This is a genomic window from Rhizobium sp. KNZ14-9A (assembly GCF_056755015.1).
In genome coordinates this window covers 2,679,238-2,696,221 of the sequence record NZ_JBPGXB010000002.1, presented here as the reverse complement: position 1 = coordinate 2,696,221, position 16,984 = coordinate 2,679,238, and the positions used below count along the sequence as shown (strand labels likewise).

Here is a 16,984-nt window from a genome sequence, read left to right as displayed (position 1 = left end):
TTCAAGCGCTGGCCGCCTGTTTCAGGACCGGATGGGTGACCTCAAGATGGCCGGCGAGGTGGTTCACCACATGCTCGGCATCTTTGCCGACGGCCAGGAACCGACCGGAACCCCAGGTCCAGAGCCAGGGCAGGCCGAGGACATAGACGCCGTCGATGCCGGTCACGCCGCGCCGCTGCACCGGATAGCCGGTGCCGTCGAAGATCGGCAGGCCAACATAGGACCAATCAGGCGAAAAGCCGGTCGCCCAGATCACCGAAGTGACACCCTCCGCCCTGAGATCGAGTTCCTCCGGTTCGCTTTCCGGCTCCCAGAGCGGCGTGTAGAGGCTGGCCGGCGGCGCATCGATGCCCTTCTCGGCAATATGCCGGTCGATCAGCGCGTTGATGCCGTTATAGACGCGGTCGGAATTGTCGAGATTGGCCTTCAGATTCGGCTCGAACAGCATCCGCCCACCCGAAACACCCTCCATGCGCCCATAAAGCGACATGCCCTCCAGCGCGAATTTGCGCAGATCGATATCGCGTCCGCCGTCGCGGCCGGTCAGATAGTGGTTGGTGTCATGTTTCTTCTTGGTCATGCCGTCATGCGCGATGGTGATGTCGTACTGGCCGACATCGGCGAGCCAGTCGACCACATCGCGGCCGCGATAGAAGCGGGCGCAGCGTGGCGCATTGCCGGTGACCATATGCACCTTGCGGCCGGCAAGATGCAGGTCTTCGGCGATCTGGCAACCGGACTGGCCGGAGCCGACGACGACGACGGCGCCCTCCGGCAGCTGGCCGGGATTGCGATAGTCAGCGGTGTGGATCTGCAGGACATCATCCGGCAGGCGCTCGGCGGCGCGTGGGATCGCCGGCGCGCTGTAGAGGCTGGTGGCGATAATGACGCTGTCGGCGGTAAGTGATCCCGCCGAAGTCGAGAGCCTGAAGAGATCGCCAGCCTTTTCCAGCGAGGTGACCGTCGTGCCTTCCAGCACGGGCGCATTCACCTTTTTCACGAAGCGATCGACATAGGCGAGGATCTCGTCCTTCACCATGAAACCATGAGGATCGTCGCCGTCATAGGGGTGGTCGGGCAGCTGGCACTGCCAGTTCGGCGTCACCAGGCAGAAGGCGTCCCAGCGCTCGTTCTTCCATTTATGCGCCACGGTCTTCTTCTCGAAGACGACATGGTCGATGCCGTGCTCCTTGAGATAGTGGCTGGCCGAAAGCCCGGCCTGACCGCCGCCGATGACGACGGCGCTGTAATGCGGCTTGAGGGAAAAGGTCATTGGTCGGGTTCCTTTCAGAGAATGAAGCCTTCGCAGCGCACGCGGGCATCGACGTCGGCAAGAAACAGGGAGCCCGCCTCCTCGATGCGGGCGAGTTGGCCGCGGGCGAGCGAACACGGATAGCCGTATTTCGCCTCCACCCGGTCGCTGGCGATGGTCAGCGCCTTGCGGCTGCGGTCGAGAAAATCGCGGATCGGATAGGTCTGGCCTTCCTCGAAGAATTCCCGGATGACGAGCGAGGGCGAATAACAGGTCTCCTCACGGCCATCCGGCCAGGCGATGACGAAACGCATTTCAGGCATGGGCAGGCTCCTTCAATGTCTCGTAGGCTTGGAGATGGGCGGCAGCGGTGCGCTGCCAGCTGTAATGGGCGGCAAGCTTGGACCCGCGCGGGATGAGCCCGGCGCGCACCGGCGGCATGAGCGAGATCGCCATTGCCTCGGCGATCGAGGCGGCACTGTGCGGATCGCACCAGACGACGTCCTCGGCGCCAAGATATTCGGTGAAAGGCGCGATGGAGGAAACGACGACGGGCACGCCGCTCGCCATCGCCTCCAGCACGACGAGGCCGAAACCTTCCTTGACGGAGGCGAAGACCAGCGTATCGGCAAGCCGGTAAAGCGCCGGCATGTCCTCATCGGCGATGGTGCCGAGAATATGCACGGCGGCGGCATGTTCGCCGAGCGAGGTCAGCACGGCGCGGAATTCACCCTGATAGCCGCGATGATCGAGCAGCGAGGCGCCGCCGGCGATGACGAATTGCGCATCCGGGCGGATGGCGCGCACCTGCCGGAAGGCCTCCAGCATGGCGATCGTATTCTTGCGCCCCTCGATACCGCCGACGGCGAGGAAAACAGGACCATCCGGCAGGGCGAGTTTGCCGCGCAGAGCGCTGCCATCGACGGCGGGCGAGAAGCGCTTCGTATCGACACCATTGCCGACGACGGTAGAGCGAATGCCGCGCGTTTCCTTGAGCGTCTTGCGCCACATCGAACTGACGGTGAAGAACAGGTCGGCTCGGTCGATGGATCGATCCTGCAGTTCCATCAGCCTGATATCGGCGAACTGGTCGATATGATGGACGGTGCGGACGAAGCTCGGAATCAGCCCGCGCTCCTTCAAGGTCGCTAGCGCATTGCCGGAGATGCCGTCATGGGCGTGGAAAATATCGAAGTTGCGGGCCGCAGGACTTTCGAAATGCCTGACATAATCAGCAATCCGCTGCTCGACCATCGCGGTCATGCCATCATGCGCAGGCCCGACAGGAATGCACATCGCGCCACAGGCCGGCGTGCGGAAGAAACCTGTTCCCTTGGCATCTGGCGCATGCAGCACGACGTCGTGGCCAAGAGCGGTCAGCGCCTCCGAAAGCTGCATGGCGTGCACCACGCCACCGCGCGGGTTGGTGGAGTGGGAAAGCATGGCGATGCGCAGCGGCCGGCTCATGCAGCATCCTCCTGCCGGCCGAGCTGCAGCAGCGGTGTCTCACCATAATCGCGGATCACGGCACGATCGGTGCCATCAGATATCGCCACTTCGCTGCCAGCTTTGACATTGGCGATCACGGCCGCGCTGATATTGCGGGCGGCAAAACGCAGGATCACCTCATCGGCCTTTTCGGGCGTGGTGGAGATCAGGTAACCGAAGCTTGGGAACGTCGCGAGCCAGCGCTCGAGCGCCACGCCATCCGGCAGCGGGATTGCCGAGATATCGATATCGATGCCGACCCCGGAACATTCCGCCAGCATGATTGCCGTGCCGATAATTCCGCCCTGGCTGATATCCTTGGCGGCGAGTGCCAATCCGGCTTCTGCGATCTGCGGTAAGATCTCCAGATCGCCGCGCAGCCGGGCGGAAGGAGCATCGGTTGCGGCTTCCCAATTGTTGAAGGGTTCGCGATAACGGCCGCGATGATCGATCGCCGCGATCAGCACATCCCCCGCTTGGGCATCGAAGCTGGTCAGCAGCTTCTTCGCCTTGCCGAGAATGGCGACCGAGAGCTGACCGCGATCGGTGCGGATATTGGTATGGCCGCCAACGATCGGCACACCAAACGTCCTGGCTGCCGCCCGCATGCCCTCAAGAACAGGTGCTGCGCCTGCCTCGCCATTCGCCCAGACGGCATCGACGACGGCGACCGGCCGGCCACCCATGGCAGCGACATCGGAAATATTGACCATCACCCCGCACCAGCCGGCAAACCAGGGATCGGCGGCAACAAACTCGTTGATGAAGCCCTCGATGGCAAAGAGCAGGTATCCGTCGCCATCGGGCAGCGCTGCACAATCGTCGCCCACCGGTATCTGCTGACCGGCAAGGCCAAGGCTCGCGGCAACCGTGCCGATATCCGCCTTGGCAGCGATGCCGGAGGAGGCGGAAAGCTTGGCTGCCAGCACCGTGAGATCGATCCTGTCGCCCATCACGCCGCCTTCCTGGCGAGTGCCACCAGCCCGGTTTCCGGCGTCGGGCAGGGCGGGTACCAGGCAAGGTCCGCCTTCATCCTGAGATGCGGCTTACCGTAGACCTCGAATTCCTCGATCACATCCCAATGCAGACGGCGGAAGAGCAGCCCGTTCTGCACCTGCACATTGGCAAGAAACGTGTGGCAGCCCATCGCATTGGCCGAGGAGACCGCAAGCCGGATCAGCGTTGCGCCAAGCGCGCCGATCTTGCGGAAATCCTCGTGCACGGCGAGCCGCGAGCCCCACCAGAGGCCGGGCTCTTCCTGATGGATGCGCACCGTGCCGACCAGCCTGTCGGCGGCAACGCCCATCATCGACAGCGCCACGATCGGAATGGCGTGATCGTCGATCACATCGCGGTCATCGCTCTCGAAGATCTTCTGCTCCTCGCAGAAGACGGCGCGGCGCAGCGCATGCGCTTCCTGCCGTTCCCACTCCGAGGTGGAAAACTTCACCTGGAATTCGCTGGCGCGATAGGGTGAGAAGGGCTCCAGCATCATTTCGTCAGCATCCTTTCATAGGAGGAAAGGGCAGAGCAGGCGCCGCATTTGCCGCAGCCGGCCTTGATGTCGACGGCCTTCAACCCGCTATCGACCAGCATCTTGGAGAGCGGGCCGAGGATCGAATGCATGAAATCAGGCTTCGGCGCCGGATGGCTTTCGAGCGGCGTTCCCGAAATCGGCACGAAGGGCACGACGAAGGGATAGACGCCGATAGCAACAAGCTTTTCGCAGATATCGAGGATCGCCTCGCGCGTATCGCCGAGGCCGGCGAGAATGTAGGTCGAGACCTGGCCGCGCCCGAACACTTCGACGGCGGCCTTGAACGAGGCCATGTATTTTGAAATCGGGACCTGCGCCTTGCCGGGCATGATGCGCTCACGCAATTCCGGCGTGACGACTTCGAGATGCATGCCGAGCGCATCGACGCCGGCTTCCTTCATGATCGAAAACCAGATGTCGTCTTCCGGCGGCTCGCACTGCGCCTGGATCGGCAGGTCGACGGCCGCCTTGATGGCGCGGGCGCTGTCGGCAAGGATCGAAGCGCCGCGATCCGGCCCCTTCGGCGTTCCCGTCGTCATCACCATATGCTTGACGCCATCGAGCTCGACGGCGGCCTTGGCGACTTCCGCGAGCTGTTCCGGCGTCTTGTGGGCAACGGTGCGGCCCGCCGCCAGCGACTGGCCAATGGCGCAGAATTGACAGGTCTTGGTGCGGCTTTGATAGCGGATGCAGGTCTGCAGCACCGTGGTCGCCAGCACGTCACGGCCATGCAGCACGGCGATCTGCGAATAGGGAATGCCATCGGCCGTGCTGCGCTCGTAGAAACGCGGGCGCAGCGGGAAGGACACTTCGCCGAGCACGCGCCCATCGCGGCTGATGCGGCTCTTGCCGGCCTCATCGGGTTTATCGACCAGATAGGGGCTCTCGAAGGCGGGTGCAGTGTGCACCGGTACCATCACGGTCATGCCGTCGATCGTCAGCGCCTTGTGATCGGATGGGCCGGCGCCGCCGCGGCGGCTCTCGTGGCCGGCCTTGGGATCAACGAGCCTGGCTCCGAAGGACTGCAACTCGTTGATCAGAGTTCTCGGTCGGCAGAAACGTCGTATTGTCCATCGGTTTTGCTCCCTGTGTCTGTTTGGAAGGAATGTGCGGAGCCGACCATCGGCTGGGTGGCGCGGCCGTCCATGACGAGATGCAGCAGTTCGGGGCGGGCATAGTGGCCGACCGAATCCATCATCCGCTTGCGCTTGGTAATCAGGCTCATGTCGAGATCGGCAATCAGGATGCCTTCGCCCTCGGTGATCGGTGGCGCCAGGTGCCTGCCCTCCGGCGAGATGATCGCCGTCATGCAGCCGCCGCGTAGCGCCTTCTGCGGGCCCTGATCGGGTGTGATGGAATTGATCTGCTCCTCGGTCAGCCATCCCGTGGCGTTGACGACGAAGCAGCCGCTTTCGAGCGCATGGTGACGGATCGTCACCTCCATCTGCTCGGCGAAGATCGGCCCGACCATCGAGCCCGGAAACTGCGCGATGTGGATTTCTTCATGCTGGGCCATCAGTGCATAGCGGGCGAGCGGATTGTAATGCTCCCAGCAGGCAAGTGCGCCGAGCCGCCCGATGCTGCTGTCGACGACCGTGAGGCCGGAGGCGTCACCCTGGCCCCAGATCATCCGCTCATGATAGGTCGGCGTGATCTTGCGGCGCTTGAGGATGAGCCTGCCATCGGCGTCGAAGAGAAGCTGGGTATTATAGAGTGAGCCGTGGTCGCGCTCGTTGACGCCGAGTGCCACGACGATGCCATGTTCGCGGGCAGCCGCCGCAACCGCATCGGTTGCCGCACTCGGAACGGTGACTGCTTCTTCATAAAGGCGCAGATGCTCGCGGCCCGATAGAACCGGCGGCAGCACGAAGGAGAAATAGGGGTACCAGGGAACGAAGGTCTCCGGAAAGACGATGATCTCGGCACCCTTGGTAGCGGCTTCGGCAATTGTCTCCAGCACGCGCGCCAGCGTCTTTTCGCGCGAGGTCAGATCCGGCGCGATCTGCGCGGCTGCGGCCCGGACGGTCATTTTCTTTTCCATGGCGAAATCCTTCTGATGGTGTGAGGGAGGCGGAGGAGGGGAACTCCGCCTCCCGAACGCGGCTGACGACGGCGTTGCTTCCGGGTCAGAGCGTCCAGGTATCGAGGATGAAGGCGCCGTCGCGGCGGTGGATCAGGATCAGGTCCAGCACGTCGAGCGGACTGATCGGCCGGATGCCGGGGATCAAGGCCTGTTCGCCATGGCCATAAAGCGCCTGCAGCGCGAAGCGGCAGGCATAGACCTTGCCGCCTTCTTCCAGGAATCCCTTGATCTGATTGTTGAAGTTCAGATGGCCGGGAAAAGCTTCCGCGCCGAGTTTGGGAAAGCCGCGCTGCACGCCGAGCGTGACGCCGGGACCATAGAGAAGGACGGAGGTTTCGAAGCCCTTGCGCTTCAGTCGCTTGGCCTGCAGCAGGTTCACAAGGCCGATAGACCCTTCGAAGGCGACGGTGTGGAAGGTGATGAGGGCTTTGTCACCCTCCTTGGCCTGGACATCCTCGAAGACCTTTTCCTCGTAATCGACGAAGAAGTCTCCATCTGCGTGGGCCGGTGCGGTAACTGCGGGCATGAATGGCTCCTGTGTTTGAAGTCAGGCCCCTCTCGCGGGGTACAGCCATTGAACTGCAAGCACCGTGCCAAATTGACTTTGCACAAATAGCAGTCAATTTATGCAGAAAAGCATTCAATTATGCATTCAATTTTGAAGGGAGGTGAATTTGACGCCGATTAGGCGGGCATTTATGTGCAAAAAATGAATGCAAGAGAGATCGAAATGAATGCAGTCAAAATGCTATCAATGTATTGATGCTATGCGCGATGCTGATTATATCATGCTTGCATGCGGCATTCAGTCGTCTGGCGCACGTGGGCGCGACGCTGTTTTTGCGTGACAGAAGAAATATGCAACAATATACGGTCAATGTCGACGGGAATCCCCCTCTGCGTCGATCACGAATTGCGGAACATGAAATGAAAGACTGGCATCCCGACCTCAGCCGCTCCTCCAGCCCCCGTTACATGGCAATTGCCGATCTGATCGAGATGGATCTGAGGAGCGGCGTGCTGGCGGTGGGGGACCGGCTACCGCCGCAGCGCGAGCTGGCAAAGCGCCTCAGCATCGATTTCACCACAGTGGCGCGCGGTTATGTGGAAGCACAGAAGCGCGGCCTGGTGGATTCGCATGTCGGCCGCGGCACTTTCGTGACTGGCGGGCAGGACAGGGAGCGCCGCGGCTTCGCCTCCGATGCGGCGCCCGATCCGCGCCGCGCCTCCGTCGTCGACTTCTCGATGAACCTGCCGCCGGAGCCGGATGATCAGGATCTGATCGCCCGCATGCGCGAGGGCATGTCGGCCGTGGCGACCAATCTCATTCCGCTCTTGCGCTACCAGGGTTTCGGCGGTTCCGGCATGGATAAGGAGGCCGCCGCCGCCTGGCTCAGCCGTCGCGGGCTCGTGCCGTCGCAGGAGCGCATCTTCGTCACACCCGGCGCCCATCCGGCTCTGCTCGCGATCTTCGGCCTGCTGGCAAAGCCCGGCGAAACAGTGCTCTCGGAAAACATCACCTATCCCGGCATGCGCTCGATCGCCGCCCAGTTGCGGCTCAATCTCTCGGGCCTGCCGATGGATGAGGAGGGCATCCTGCCCGACGCCTTTGCGGAGGCCTGCGAGCGGCTCCAGCCTAAGGCACTCTATCTCAATCCGACCCTGCAGAACCCGCTGACGCTGACCATTCCGGAAAAGCGCCGCGAGGAGATCGCTGCCGTCGCCCGCAAATATCACGTGCCAATCGTCGAGGATGACGCCTATGGTTTCATCCCGCTGCATGGCCCGCCGCCACTCGCGGCTATCGCGCCCGATCTGACCTGGCATATCGGCGGTCTCGCCAAGTGCATCGGCGCCGGCCTGCGTCTTGCCTATGTGGTCGCCCCGGACACCAAGGCGATCTGGCCCTTCGTCAGCGCCATGCGCGCCAACAATGTCATGGCCTCGCCGATGACCGTGGCGCTTGCGACGCGCTGGATCGAGGATGGCACGGCAGACACGATCCTGCGCTTCATTCGTGCAGAGGCGGGTGCCCGCCAGCAGATGGTGGCGAATATCCTGCCCGACGGCAGCTACAAGGCTGATCCGATCAGCTTCAACATCTGGCTGCCGCTCACCAATGGCTGGACCCGCTCCACTTTCGGCAGCCACATGCGTTCCTCGGGCATCGGTGTGGTGGCAAGCGACGCATTCACCGTGGAAGGTGCCGCCCCCGAAGCCGTGCGCGTCTGCCTTGGCGGACCGATCAGCCGCGACAGGCTGAAAGGTGCACTGGACTTCATGGCTCATGCCCTGGAAGGTCCGCCGGAAATGTCCGCTTCGTTCTTCTAATGTCGCCTCATCCCTTTGCCCTCGTGCCGGCACAAGGGATGTCATGAGGGTCGAGCCACCGCGCGTCTGCGCGGTGAATGACTCTCCCTTGCACAAAATACGGCCGCCGTCGGATCTTCCGGCTTGCCTGCTCGTGCGTCCGCCATCCACTCCTTCACGCCCCCAAACCCGATTCAAAGAATCTCTGCGTCATTCTGACGAATAGACTGGCAATCCGCTTTTAATGTAATTATATTGTATGCATACATTATGAGGCATTGAATGGATTACGCCAATGCCTCGCAACGTCGAAAAGCGAGATCGCCATGGATACCGAATATCCTCCTCTCCCTCCGATGCAGACCGGTATCCGGGGCCGCTGCCCGCGCTGCGGACAGGGACATATGTTCAAGGGTTTCCTCACGCTGAAGAAGGAATGCGAAGTCTGCGGGCTGGATTATTCCTTCGCCGATCCGGCCGATGGCCCGGCCTTCTTCGTAATCTGCTTCGCCTGCGTGCCGAGCGTGCTGCTTGGCGTGTGGCTGGAAGTTGCCTTCTCCGCGCCGCTCTGGGTCCAGCTGCTGGTCACCGGCCCCTTCATGTTCGCCACCTGTATTCCGCCATTGAGGCCGCTGAAGGGATGGCTGGTCGCAAGCCAGTATTTCTACAAGGCCGAAGAGGGCAAGCTCGCCTGATCTCGGGTAGTCAAGGATCGCGCGGGATATCCTGATCTTTGCGTATGAAAGGCCGCTCGGAACATCGAGCGGCCTTTTTTGCTGCGCAAGCGGCCGTCGTTGTCTGAAGCCAAAATGCCGCAGGAAATGGATATCAAAGCCTCTTGCGTTTTATGTACCGATCGGTACAATGCGTGACGAAAGGTACAATTCAATCAAGGAGACCAGACATGCCTGCACCGCTTCCCCCTTTCAGCCATGAAACCGCAACCCAGAAGGTCCGCCTTGCCGAGGACGGCTGGAACAGCCGCGATCCGCAGCGCGTATCGCTCGTCTATACGCCCGACAGCCAGTGGCGGAACCGCGCCGAATTCGTCACCGGCCGCGCCGAGATCGTGGCCTTCTTGACCCGCAAGTGGGCGAAGGAGCTCGATTACCGGCTGATCAAGGAACTCTGGGCCTTCACCGACAACCGCATCGCCGTGCGCTTTGCCTATGAGTGGCATGACGACAGCAACAACTGGTTCCGTTCCTATGGCAACGAGAATTGGGAATTCGATGCAGAGGGCTTGATGCAGCGCCGTTTCGCCTGCATCAACGATCTGCCGATCAAGGAATCGGATCGCAAGTTCCATTGGCCGCTCGGCCGGCGGCCTGATGACCATCCGGGCCTTTCCGACCTCGGCCTTTGAGGCCTGCAGGTGACCCGAGGGTGAATTGTGAAGACCGTTTATGAACGTGCCGATGTCGTGCCGCTGCTTGCGGAAATCTTCCGCGAGCTCGGCTATGAGGGCACGACATTGAGCCGCATCACCGAACGCACCGGCATCGGCAAAGGCAGCCTCTATCACTTCTTCCCCGGCGGCAAGGAGGAGATGGCGGCCGCAGTCCTTGCTGATGTCGACGCCTGGTTCGAACGCGCTATCTACGAGCCGTTGCGGCGTGACGATCCCAGGGCGGCGATCGATGGGATGTGGGCGAATGTGATGGACTATTTCCGCTCCGGCAGCCGCATCTGCCTCGTCGGCGCCTTTGCGCTGGACGAAACGCGCCAGCGCTTTTCGCCTGTCATCCGGGATTATTTCGTCCGCTGGATCGAGGCGCTGCGCCAGGCGCTGGTCCGCGCCGGCTCCGCCGAGGATGACGCACTTGCCGCGGCCGAAGAGGCCGTCTCCGGCATTCAGGGCGCGCTGGTGCTCTCGCGGGCGCTGGATGACAAGGATATGTTCCGCAGAACCCTGGATCGGCTGACCGGCAGGCTGGCTGCGACGAAACGTGGGGGATAGGCGGTGGCCGCTGTCTTGGCAGGAGCAGGAATGCCGGCAACGCGGGGAACTGCGGGTGAGGGGTTCAGGACGTCCTCACCCGTCAAGATTGTGCTTAAGAGTCGTTCTGGGAGGGCAGGCGGACCGGGCGCGGATTCTCGCGCTGCGTGCGTACCTGGCGCCACTCGTTTTCCATCTGGTCGACGACGTGCTGGGGGATCTTGGTCGGAGTTTCTGCGGTGGTCTGCATCATATGCCTCTCTTCCTCAGCAAGGGTGTGCTTACGGATTGATGCATCGCACAACAAAAACTGCGTGTAAATCTACCCCGGTCACACTTGAAACGATTAAATTAATTTCAATCGATTAAGCCGACGTTAACCACAGCAGGCCTCAGAGAAGCGTATCATGACAGCCCCACTCGACCGGCAATTCTTCTTCGATACCGTGCAGAACGCCCTCTTCAAAGGCAGTCTCACCACTACCCAGATCGAAGGCATGAACGCGATCCTCGACTACTGGGACGCGAATTTGGCTACCGCCGATCGGCGCTGGCTGGCCTATGTATTGGCGACTGCGTTTCATGAGACGGCTTACACGATGCAGCCTGTACGTGAGACGCTGGCAACGAGCGATTCGCGCGCCGTCGAGATCCTCGAGACCGCCTTCGCATCCGGCCGGCTCTCCTGGGTGAAGTCGCCTTACTGGCGGCCGGATGAGGATGGCAAGTGCTGGCTTGGCCGCGGGCTGGTGCAGCTCACCCATAAGCGAAACTACGAGGCTATGAGCGAGGTGACCGGCATCGATCTCGTCGCTCATCCCGACCGCGCTATGGAGATGACGCCTGCCGTGACGATCCTGATCGAGGGCATGCTGCGCGGCAGCTTCACCACCCACCGGCTTTGCGATCACCTCAATGAGGAGAGGGAAGACTGGGTGAATGCGCGCCGCATCGTCAACGGCACCGACAGGGCGGAGAAGCTCGCCGAATATGGGCGGACATTCCTTGCCGCCATGCGCAAGCCATCCTGACGCGGCATTGTGGCCCGGTTGAAGGCCTGGGCGGCGCGTGTTATCGCCCGACCTAAGCTCAGAGAATTGCCACAGGAGTGTCCGCGTGATCCGCCATATCGTCTTCTTCACCGTGCCGGAGGAAAACCGCGAGGCAGTGCGCAAGGGGCTCTCCATACTGACGGGCATACCGCACGCACTGAAGCTGGAGATCGGCGAAAACGTCAAGACGGACCAATGGGGCAATGCGGTCGATTTCGTCGTTTATGGCGAATTTGAAAGCGAGGAGGCGCTTGCCGCTTACAAGGCGCATCCCGATTATGATCTCTCCACACGCACCGTAAAACCGCTTCGGGATACGAGGACTGCGGCCGATTTCGATAGCAGCAAAGCGGTCACCAGGCCCCTGCAGGATTGACGATGACGATCACGCCGCTTGGGGCGAAATCTATCTCATTGAAAATGAATAAGTATTTTCTAGTGCTGGTGCATTTTGCCGCGATTTTCCGGCTAAGTCATTGATAGTGTTTAAGTGATCCACCAAGGCACAAAAATCTTTTAATAATTCGATTTCAGCAAACGCTGCTTCTGATTTTGAAATTCCTTATGCGAAGTTTTGAGGCAAGTGGATCACTTATTCAGGATCAATGACTTAGCGCCAAAAACACTACACTGAAGGCTCATTCTGAAAATTCTTATTCAGTTTCAAATAGATAGGGAGGATCGGAAGCGATGCCGGTTGCAGATGAATCAATCTGTGAAGGGCCGGAAGCAGCTCTTGAGAAAAAAGCCGTAAATGATTCAGAAGCTTAACGGCTTGGCAGTTCTTGATGCTGAATGACCGGAACCTCCTCTGCCTGAAGGCACAGTGCTGGTTCTCAGTTTTGTCGCCGGTCAGGCCGGCTGCACGCTCGGCCTTGCGCTGCGCACCAGTGCCATCAGCATCAGCACGAAAACCATTGCGATGGCTGCAAGCACCGCGCAGGTGATGACCGTCGGACCGGCGCCGACACGATCGAGGATGGCGGTGAAGATGACGGGTGCGATGGCATTGGCAAGGTTCTGCGGCATCGACAGGCGCGCCGCCTGCAGCCCGTATTCCTTGGCCGAGAAGAGGGCGAGCGGCATTAGCGCGCGGGCGACCGCCAGTACGCCGGAGCCGAAGCCGTAGAGCAGCACGAAGGTGACGAGCAGCGGCGTCGATGGCGGCACGATGAAGAGCATCAGGAAGCTGAACAGCATCAGGCTGACGCCCATCACCGATGTCAGGATCGGATTGCCGCGCTTGCCGAGCAGCATGTCGAGCGCGCGTGCCGAAATGCCGATGACGCCGCGGGCCGAGCCGAGTTGCAGTGCAAGGGCCGGCGATGCGCCGGACTGGCGGAAGATTTCGAGCAATGACGGCGAGACGCCGAAGGTGATGAAGGTGCAGAGTGTGGTGGAGACGGCAATCAGCAGGAAGGCCTTGCGCCGGTCGGCAGGCGAAAGCTCTACCGGCGGTGTTTCGGCGGCGGTGCCCTGCGTGTGGCTCGCAACCGGCTTCGGCAGGCCGAAGAGATGCAGCGGCAGGCAGACGAAGAACTGCAGGCAGGCGCTGACGACGAAGGTGATACGCCAGCCGAAATTCTCGTTGAGCAGCGTCAGGATCGGCCAGAAGATGGTGGCCGACAGACCCGTGAACAGCATGAGGATGGCGATGACGCGTTTGCCGTTCGCTCCTTCGCGCTCCACGACGGCCGTATAGCAGGGTGCCGAAAGACCGAGTGCGCCGCCAAGCCCGATGACGACCCAGGCAGCCGCATACATGACGATATTGGTGGCGGCGGCGAGCAGCAGCAGGCCGATCGCGAATGTGATCGACGAGCCGGCCAGCACCTTCGCCGCGCCATAGCGGCCGAGCCAGCGCCCTGTCGTCGGACCGGCAAACGCACTGACAACCATCATGAGGGTCAGACCGGCAAAGATCACTTCGTTCGGCAGCCCCAGCGAAGGCGCGATGACGCGGCCCATGACGCCGAGCATATCGAAAGTGGTGCCCCAGCCGATAAGCTGGGTGACTGCGAGCACGCCAACTGTCTGCGCCGTACGAAGCGAAAGTGATTTTTGCATGGATTCGAAAATGAAATGGATGAAGGCGGCCGAGCGATAGCAGTTTCAACCAGATGGTGAAAGGCTTGATCGAACAAATCCAGTACGGATTTGCCTTGTGTCGGGATTCTCGCAGTGGCAGAAGGCCTTAGCGGCATCATTCAGAAATCACGTATATTTCGCGCAATAGTCGAGAATTGTTCTAAAAAACCTGCGTTACCGTGCATTCATTTGCCATTCAGGTCGCGTGAGTACATATTCGGGACAAGTTGGCATTACATTGAAAGCACAGCACATGGCCTCTCCTCTGAGCGTCGCAGCATTGGCCGCCGGCCTGGCGGTTTCGGCGCCCTCACCGGACGATACGCACACGCTTGTCCTGCGTGTGGCGGGCGATTGCAGCGCCGCAGCCCAGCAGGTCGTGGAAGAGACGGGCGGCCAGCTTCTTTCCGTGCAGCCGGTGGGCAATGCCTGCATCATCACCGTTCTCGTTCAGGGCAATGGCCAGCGTCCGCGCAAGGTGACGGTAAAGGTTCCGATGTAGGCGGAATCGGCTTATTCATGACATCAGTGATTTGCAGCGGATGAAGGCGAAGCGATGCGCATTCTGGTAGTCGAAGACGACGTCAATCTGAACCGGCAGCTGAGCGACACGCTGAAAGAGGCGGGTTATGTCGTCGATCAGGCGTTCGATGGCGAGGAAGGTCACTTCCTCGGCGATACCGAACCCTATGATGCCATCATTCTTGATATCGGCCTTCCTGAACTGGACGGCGTGACCGTTCTGGAAAAATGGCGCGGCGCCGGCCGCACCGTGCCGGTACTGATCCTGACCGCCCGTGACCGCTGGAGCGACAAGGTGGCCGGCATCGATGCGGGCGCCGACGATTATGTGACCAAGCCCTTCCATGTCGAGGAGGTGCTCGCCCGCATCCGCGCGCTGATCCGCCGCGCGGCCGGTCATGCCTCCTCCGAAATCGTCTGCGGCCCGGTGCGGCTCGATACCAAGACCTCGAAGGCGATCGTCAACGGCGTGGCGCTGAAGCTCACCTCGCATGAGTACCGCCTGCTTGCCTATCTCATGCATCACATGGGCGAGGTGGTGTCGCGCACGGAACTGGTCGAGCATATGTACGATCAGGATTTCGACCGCGATTCCAATACGATCGAGGTCTTCGTCGGCCGCCTGCGCAAGAAGATGGGCGTCGATCTGATCGAAACGGTGCGCGGTCTCGGTTACCGCATCCAAGCGCCGACCAATGCGAATTAAGTCGCTTACCGCACGCGTCCTGCTTCTGACCACGGTCTGGTCGACGGTGGCGCTGGTGGTGATCGGCCTGTTGATCTCGACGCTCTACAGACGCAGCGCCGAGCGCGGCTTTCAGGACCTGCTGCGCGCCCAGCTCTATAACGTCATCAATTCCGTCACGATTGGCGATCAGGGTGCCCTGTCGGGCAGCCCGCAGCTCGGCGACCTGCGCTTCGCCCAGCCGAAGACCGGCTGGTACTGGGTGGTCGAACCGCTCGGCACCTATACGACCGCGCCGCTCGTCTCGCCTTCGCTGGGCTCCGCGACGATCCCGGTGTTGTCGGTCGTGGAAGCACCCTTCGACAAGAATTACGAGCGTTATTATCAGGTGACGGACGCCTCCGGGAACCGCGTGCAGGTGGCCGAGACGGAAGTCGTGCTCGACACCGACGGTCGTGCCGCGCGCTTCCGCGTGACAGGCAATGTCGATGTCGTGGAAGACGACGTCCGCAACTTCTCCCACCGGCTCTATCTGGCGCTCGCCGGCTTCGGCGTCGGCAGTCTCATCGTCAATGCGCTTGCCATTCTCTATGGCCTCAAGCCGCTCGACAAGGCGCGCGCCGCCCTGGAGCGCATTCGCGCCGGTGAAAGCGAGCAGTTGAAGGGCGATTTCCCCCGCGAGATCCTGCCGCTTGCCAATGAGGTCAATGCGCTGATCGACAGCAACCGCCGTATCGTCGAGCGGGCGCGCATGCAGGTCGGCAATCTTGCCCATTCCCTGAAGACGCCGATCGCCGTGCTGCTCAATGAAGCGCGTGTGCTTGAGAGATCGCATGGCGACCTGGTGCGCAATCAGGCCGAAGCCATGCAGGGGCAGGTACAGTCCTATCTCAACCGCGCCCGTATTGCCGCCCAGCGTGAATCCGTGCTCGCGCGCACCGATGCCGAACCGGCGCTCGAGCGGCTGGTGCGCGTCATGCGTCGCCTGAATGTCGATACCGAATTCGAGCTGATTGTCCAGCCGCCGCATCTGGCCGTCGCCATGGAGCAGCAGGATCTCGAGGAGACGGTCGGCAACCTGCTGGAAAACGCCGCGCGTTTTGCCAAGAGCAAGGTGCGCCTCTCGGCGGTCGAAGCCGGCGATGACGTGAAGGGAACAGAAGCCAGTGCCAGAAAACATTGGGTGGAGCTTGCCGTCGAGGATGATGGGCCCGGCCTGGAGCCTGACCAGATCCGCGAAGCGCTGAAGCGCGGTCGGCGTCTGGATGAGAGCAAGCCCGGAACCGGCCTCGGCCTCTCGATCGTCACCGAAATTTCCAACGAGTACCAGGGCCGCCTGGAACTCACGCGCGGGGAGTGGGGCGGACTGAAAGCCAAGCTTATCCTGCCAGGTGTGACAAAGGATGTTGCATGAGCAACTGCTTGATGTCACAAAGATAGTGGCAAATGTATAGCATGCTTTGCCTTAATGCTGACACGGGGACGCTGCACTTCGATCGGCTCGTTTTGACACCCCTGATCGTGGTTCGATTGCAATGACTCTACGTTCGCAAGGCATGATCGTTTCTTCCCTTCTCGTCGCCGTTGCGCTCTCTGGCTGCACGACGACGAAGGGAGCCACAACGCGTGGGCTCTTTGGCGGCGGCAAGCCCCCGGCTTCGGCCGCTTTCATCTCCGCCTTACAGGGTGGCATCGTCGGACGCACCGGCGTAGAGCTTGATGACAGCGACAAGCAGCGGGCGCTGGAAGCCGAATACCGCGCACTGGAAGGTGCAGCCGTCGGGCAGCCGGTGACCTGGACTGGTCGCGATGCCAATGGCAGCGTCGTGGCGGCAGCACCCTATCAGGTCGGCTCGCAGAACTGCCGTCAGTACACCCATACGGTGACGGTCGATGGCAAGAATACGCTGGCGCGCGGTGCTGCCTGTCGCAATGAAAACGGCACCTGGTCGCCGCTCGGCTGAGTGGCCTTGCTCGTTATCCTTGCGGCCAAAAGCCTCAAATCTTCGTCATTCCGGCATTGGCAGT

General features: G+C 61.4%; 18 protein-coding genes and 2 pseudogenes. 10 read left to right on the top strand and 10 right to left on the bottom strand.

The window, feature by feature from the left end:
- Position 1: 1 nt before the first annotated feature.
- The 8 genes and pseudogenes from ACR9ZQ_RS20120 to ACR9ZQ_RS20085 all read right to left on the bottom strand — a co-directional run bounded on the left by ACR9ZQ_RS20120 (position 2) and on the right by ACR9ZQ_RS20085 (position 6,886).
- Entirely contained in the window at positions 2-1,273 is a 1,272-nt protein-coding gene (locus tag ACR9ZQ_RS20120; RefSeq protein ID WP_481428640.1) for an MSMEG_0569 family flavin-dependent oxidoreductase, read from the bottom strand.
- Positions 1,274-1,287: 14 nt separating this feature from the next.
- Positions 1,288-1,575 (bottom strand): MSMEG_0570 family nitrogen starvation response protein, encoded by a 288-nt coding sequence (locus ACR9ZQ_RS20115; RefSeq protein WP_481428639.1) that lies wholly within the window; start codon positions 1,573-1,575, stop codon positions 1,288-1,290.
- Positions 1,568-2,719, bottom strand: coding sequence for an MSMEG_0565 family glycosyltransferase (locus ACR9ZQ_RS20110; RefSeq protein WP_481428638.1), 1,152 nt, complete (start codon positions 2,717-2,719; stop codon positions 1,568-1,570). Before ACR9ZQ_RS20110 ends, ACR9ZQ_RS20115 begins: the two co-directional genes overlap by 8 nt.
- Entirely contained in the window at positions 2,716-3,693 is a 978-nt protein-coding gene (locus ACR9ZQ_RS20105) for a sll0787 family AIR synthase-like protein (RefSeq protein WP_481428637.1), read from the bottom strand. Before ACR9ZQ_RS20105 ends, ACR9ZQ_RS20110 begins: the two co-directional genes overlap by 4 nt.
- Positions 3,693-4,235, bottom strand: coding sequence for an MSMEG_0567/Sll0786 family nitrogen starvation N-acetyltransferase (locus ACR9ZQ_RS20100; RefSeq protein ID WP_113323035.1), 543 nt, complete (start codon positions 4,233-4,235; stop codon positions 3,693-3,695). Before ACR9ZQ_RS20100 ends, ACR9ZQ_RS20105 begins: the two co-directional genes overlap by 1 nt.
- A complete protein-coding gene (locus ACR9ZQ_RS20095; RefSeq protein WP_481429341.1) occupies positions 4,232-5,305 on the bottom strand; it encodes an MSMEG_0568 family radical SAM protein in 1,074 nt (357 codons plus the stop codon). The genes ACR9ZQ_RS20100 and ACR9ZQ_RS20095 overlap by 4 nt, the downstream gene beginning before the upstream one ends.
- A pseudogene (locus ACR9ZQ_RS20090) lies at positions 5,277-6,318 on the bottom strand (Nit6803 family nitrilase). The gene ACR9ZQ_RS20095 and the pseudogene ACR9ZQ_RS20090 overlap by 29 nt, the downstream one beginning before the upstream one ends.
- 85 nt (positions 6,319-6,403) lie before the next feature.
- On the bottom strand, positions 6,404-6,886 hold the full coding sequence (locus tag ACR9ZQ_RS20085) for an MSMEG_0572/Sll0783 family nitrogen starvation response protein (RefSeq protein WP_007821628.1): 483 nt from the start codon (positions 6,884-6,886) through the stop codon (positions 6,404-6,406).
- Between the two features lie 401 nt (positions 6,887-7,287).
- Between ACR9ZQ_RS20085 and ACR9ZQ_RS20080 the strand changes: the two genes are divergently transcribed.
- The 4 genes from ACR9ZQ_RS20080 to ACR9ZQ_RS20065 all read left to right on the top strand — a co-directional run bounded on the left by ACR9ZQ_RS20080 (position 7,288) and on the right by ACR9ZQ_RS20065 (position 10,630).
- Positions 7,288-8,691 (top strand): aminotransferase-like domain-containing protein, encoded by a 1,404-nt coding sequence (locus ACR9ZQ_RS20080; RefSeq protein WP_310377824.1) that lies wholly within the window; start codon positions 7,288-7,290, stop codon positions 8,689-8,691.
- A gap of 305 nt (positions 8,692-8,996) precedes the next feature.
- Positions 8,997-9,365, top strand: a complete 369-nt coding sequence (locus ACR9ZQ_RS20075) for a DUF983 domain-containing protein (RefSeq protein WP_037105104.1) — start codon at positions 8,997-8,999, stop codon at positions 9,363-9,365.
- Positions 9,366-9,574: 209 nt separating this feature from the next.
- Positions 9,575-10,036, top strand: coding sequence for a nuclear transport factor 2 family protein (locus ACR9ZQ_RS20070; protein ID WP_113324142.1), 462 nt, complete (start codon positions 9,575-9,577; stop codon positions 10,034-10,036).
- A 27-nt stretch (positions 10,037-10,063) separates the two neighbouring features.
- Positions 10,064-10,630, top strand: coding sequence for a TetR/AcrR family transcriptional regulator (locus ACR9ZQ_RS20065; RefSeq protein WP_439014428.1), 567 nt, complete (start codon positions 10,064-10,066; stop codon positions 10,628-10,630).
- Positions 10,631-10,724: 94 nt separating this feature from the next.
- On the opposite strand, the gene ACR9ZQ_RS20060 is transcribed toward ACR9ZQ_RS20065, so the two are convergent.
- Positions 10,725-10,862 carry a hypothetical protein gene (locus ACR9ZQ_RS20060; protein WP_162748077.1) on the bottom strand — a complete coding sequence of 46 codons (138 nt, stop codon included), beginning with the start codon at positions 10,860-10,862 and terminating at the stop codon, positions 10,725-10,727.
- A 154-nt stretch (positions 10,863-11,016) separates the two neighbouring features.
- Between ACR9ZQ_RS20060 and ACR9ZQ_RS20055 the strand changes: the two are divergent.
- Both ACR9ZQ_RS20055 and ACR9ZQ_RS20050 read left to right on the top strand, forming a co-directional pair.
- A pseudogene (locus ACR9ZQ_RS20055) lies at positions 11,017-11,637 on the top strand (hypothetical protein); the annotation flags it as partial.
- A gap of 88 nt (positions 11,638-11,725) precedes the next feature.
- Positions 11,726-12,037 (top strand): Dabb family protein, encoded by a 312-nt coding sequence (locus ACR9ZQ_RS20050; RefSeq protein WP_310377817.1) that lies wholly within the window; start codon positions 11,726-11,728, stop codon positions 12,035-12,037.
- A 476-nt stretch (positions 12,038-12,513) separates the two neighbouring features.
- Here ACR9ZQ_RS20050 and ACR9ZQ_RS20045 read toward each other — a convergent pair whose 3' ends face one another.
- Positions 12,514-13,728: an MFS transporter gene (locus tag ACR9ZQ_RS20045; protein WP_481428636.1), complete on the bottom strand. Its 1,215-nt coding sequence runs from the start codon at positions 13,726-13,728 to the stop codon at positions 12,514-12,516.
- A 274-nt stretch (positions 13,729-14,002) separates the two neighbouring features.
- On the opposite strand from ACR9ZQ_RS20045, the gene ACR9ZQ_RS20040 reads away from it, so the two are divergent.
- The 4 genes from ACR9ZQ_RS20040 (at position 14,003) to ACR9ZQ_RS20025 (ending at position 16,920) form a co-directional block, all read left to right on the top strand.
- Positions 14,003-14,251 (top strand): hypothetical protein, encoded by a 249-nt coding sequence (locus ACR9ZQ_RS20040; RefSeq protein ID WP_113324137.1) that lies wholly within the window; start codon positions 14,003-14,005, stop codon positions 14,249-14,251.
- Positions 14,252-14,305: 54 nt separating this feature from the next.
- Complete coding sequence (locus ACR9ZQ_RS20035) at positions 14,306-14,977, top strand: response regulator transcription factor (RefSeq protein ID WP_007818507.1); 672 nt, start codon at positions 14,306-14,308, stop codon at positions 14,975-14,977.
- Positions 14,967-16,370: a sensor histidine kinase gene (locus tag ACR9ZQ_RS20030; protein WP_113324135.1), complete on the top strand. Its 1,404-nt coding sequence runs from the start codon at positions 14,967-14,969 to the stop codon at positions 16,368-16,370. The genes ACR9ZQ_RS20035 and ACR9ZQ_RS20030 overlap by 11 nt, the downstream gene beginning before the upstream one ends.
- Positions 16,371-16,491: 121 nt before the next feature.
- Positions 16,492-16,920, top strand: a complete 429-nt coding sequence (locus ACR9ZQ_RS20025; protein ID WP_310377810.1) for a hypothetical protein — start codon at positions 16,492-16,494, stop codon at positions 16,918-16,920.
- Positions 16,921-16,984: the final 64 nt, after the last annotated feature.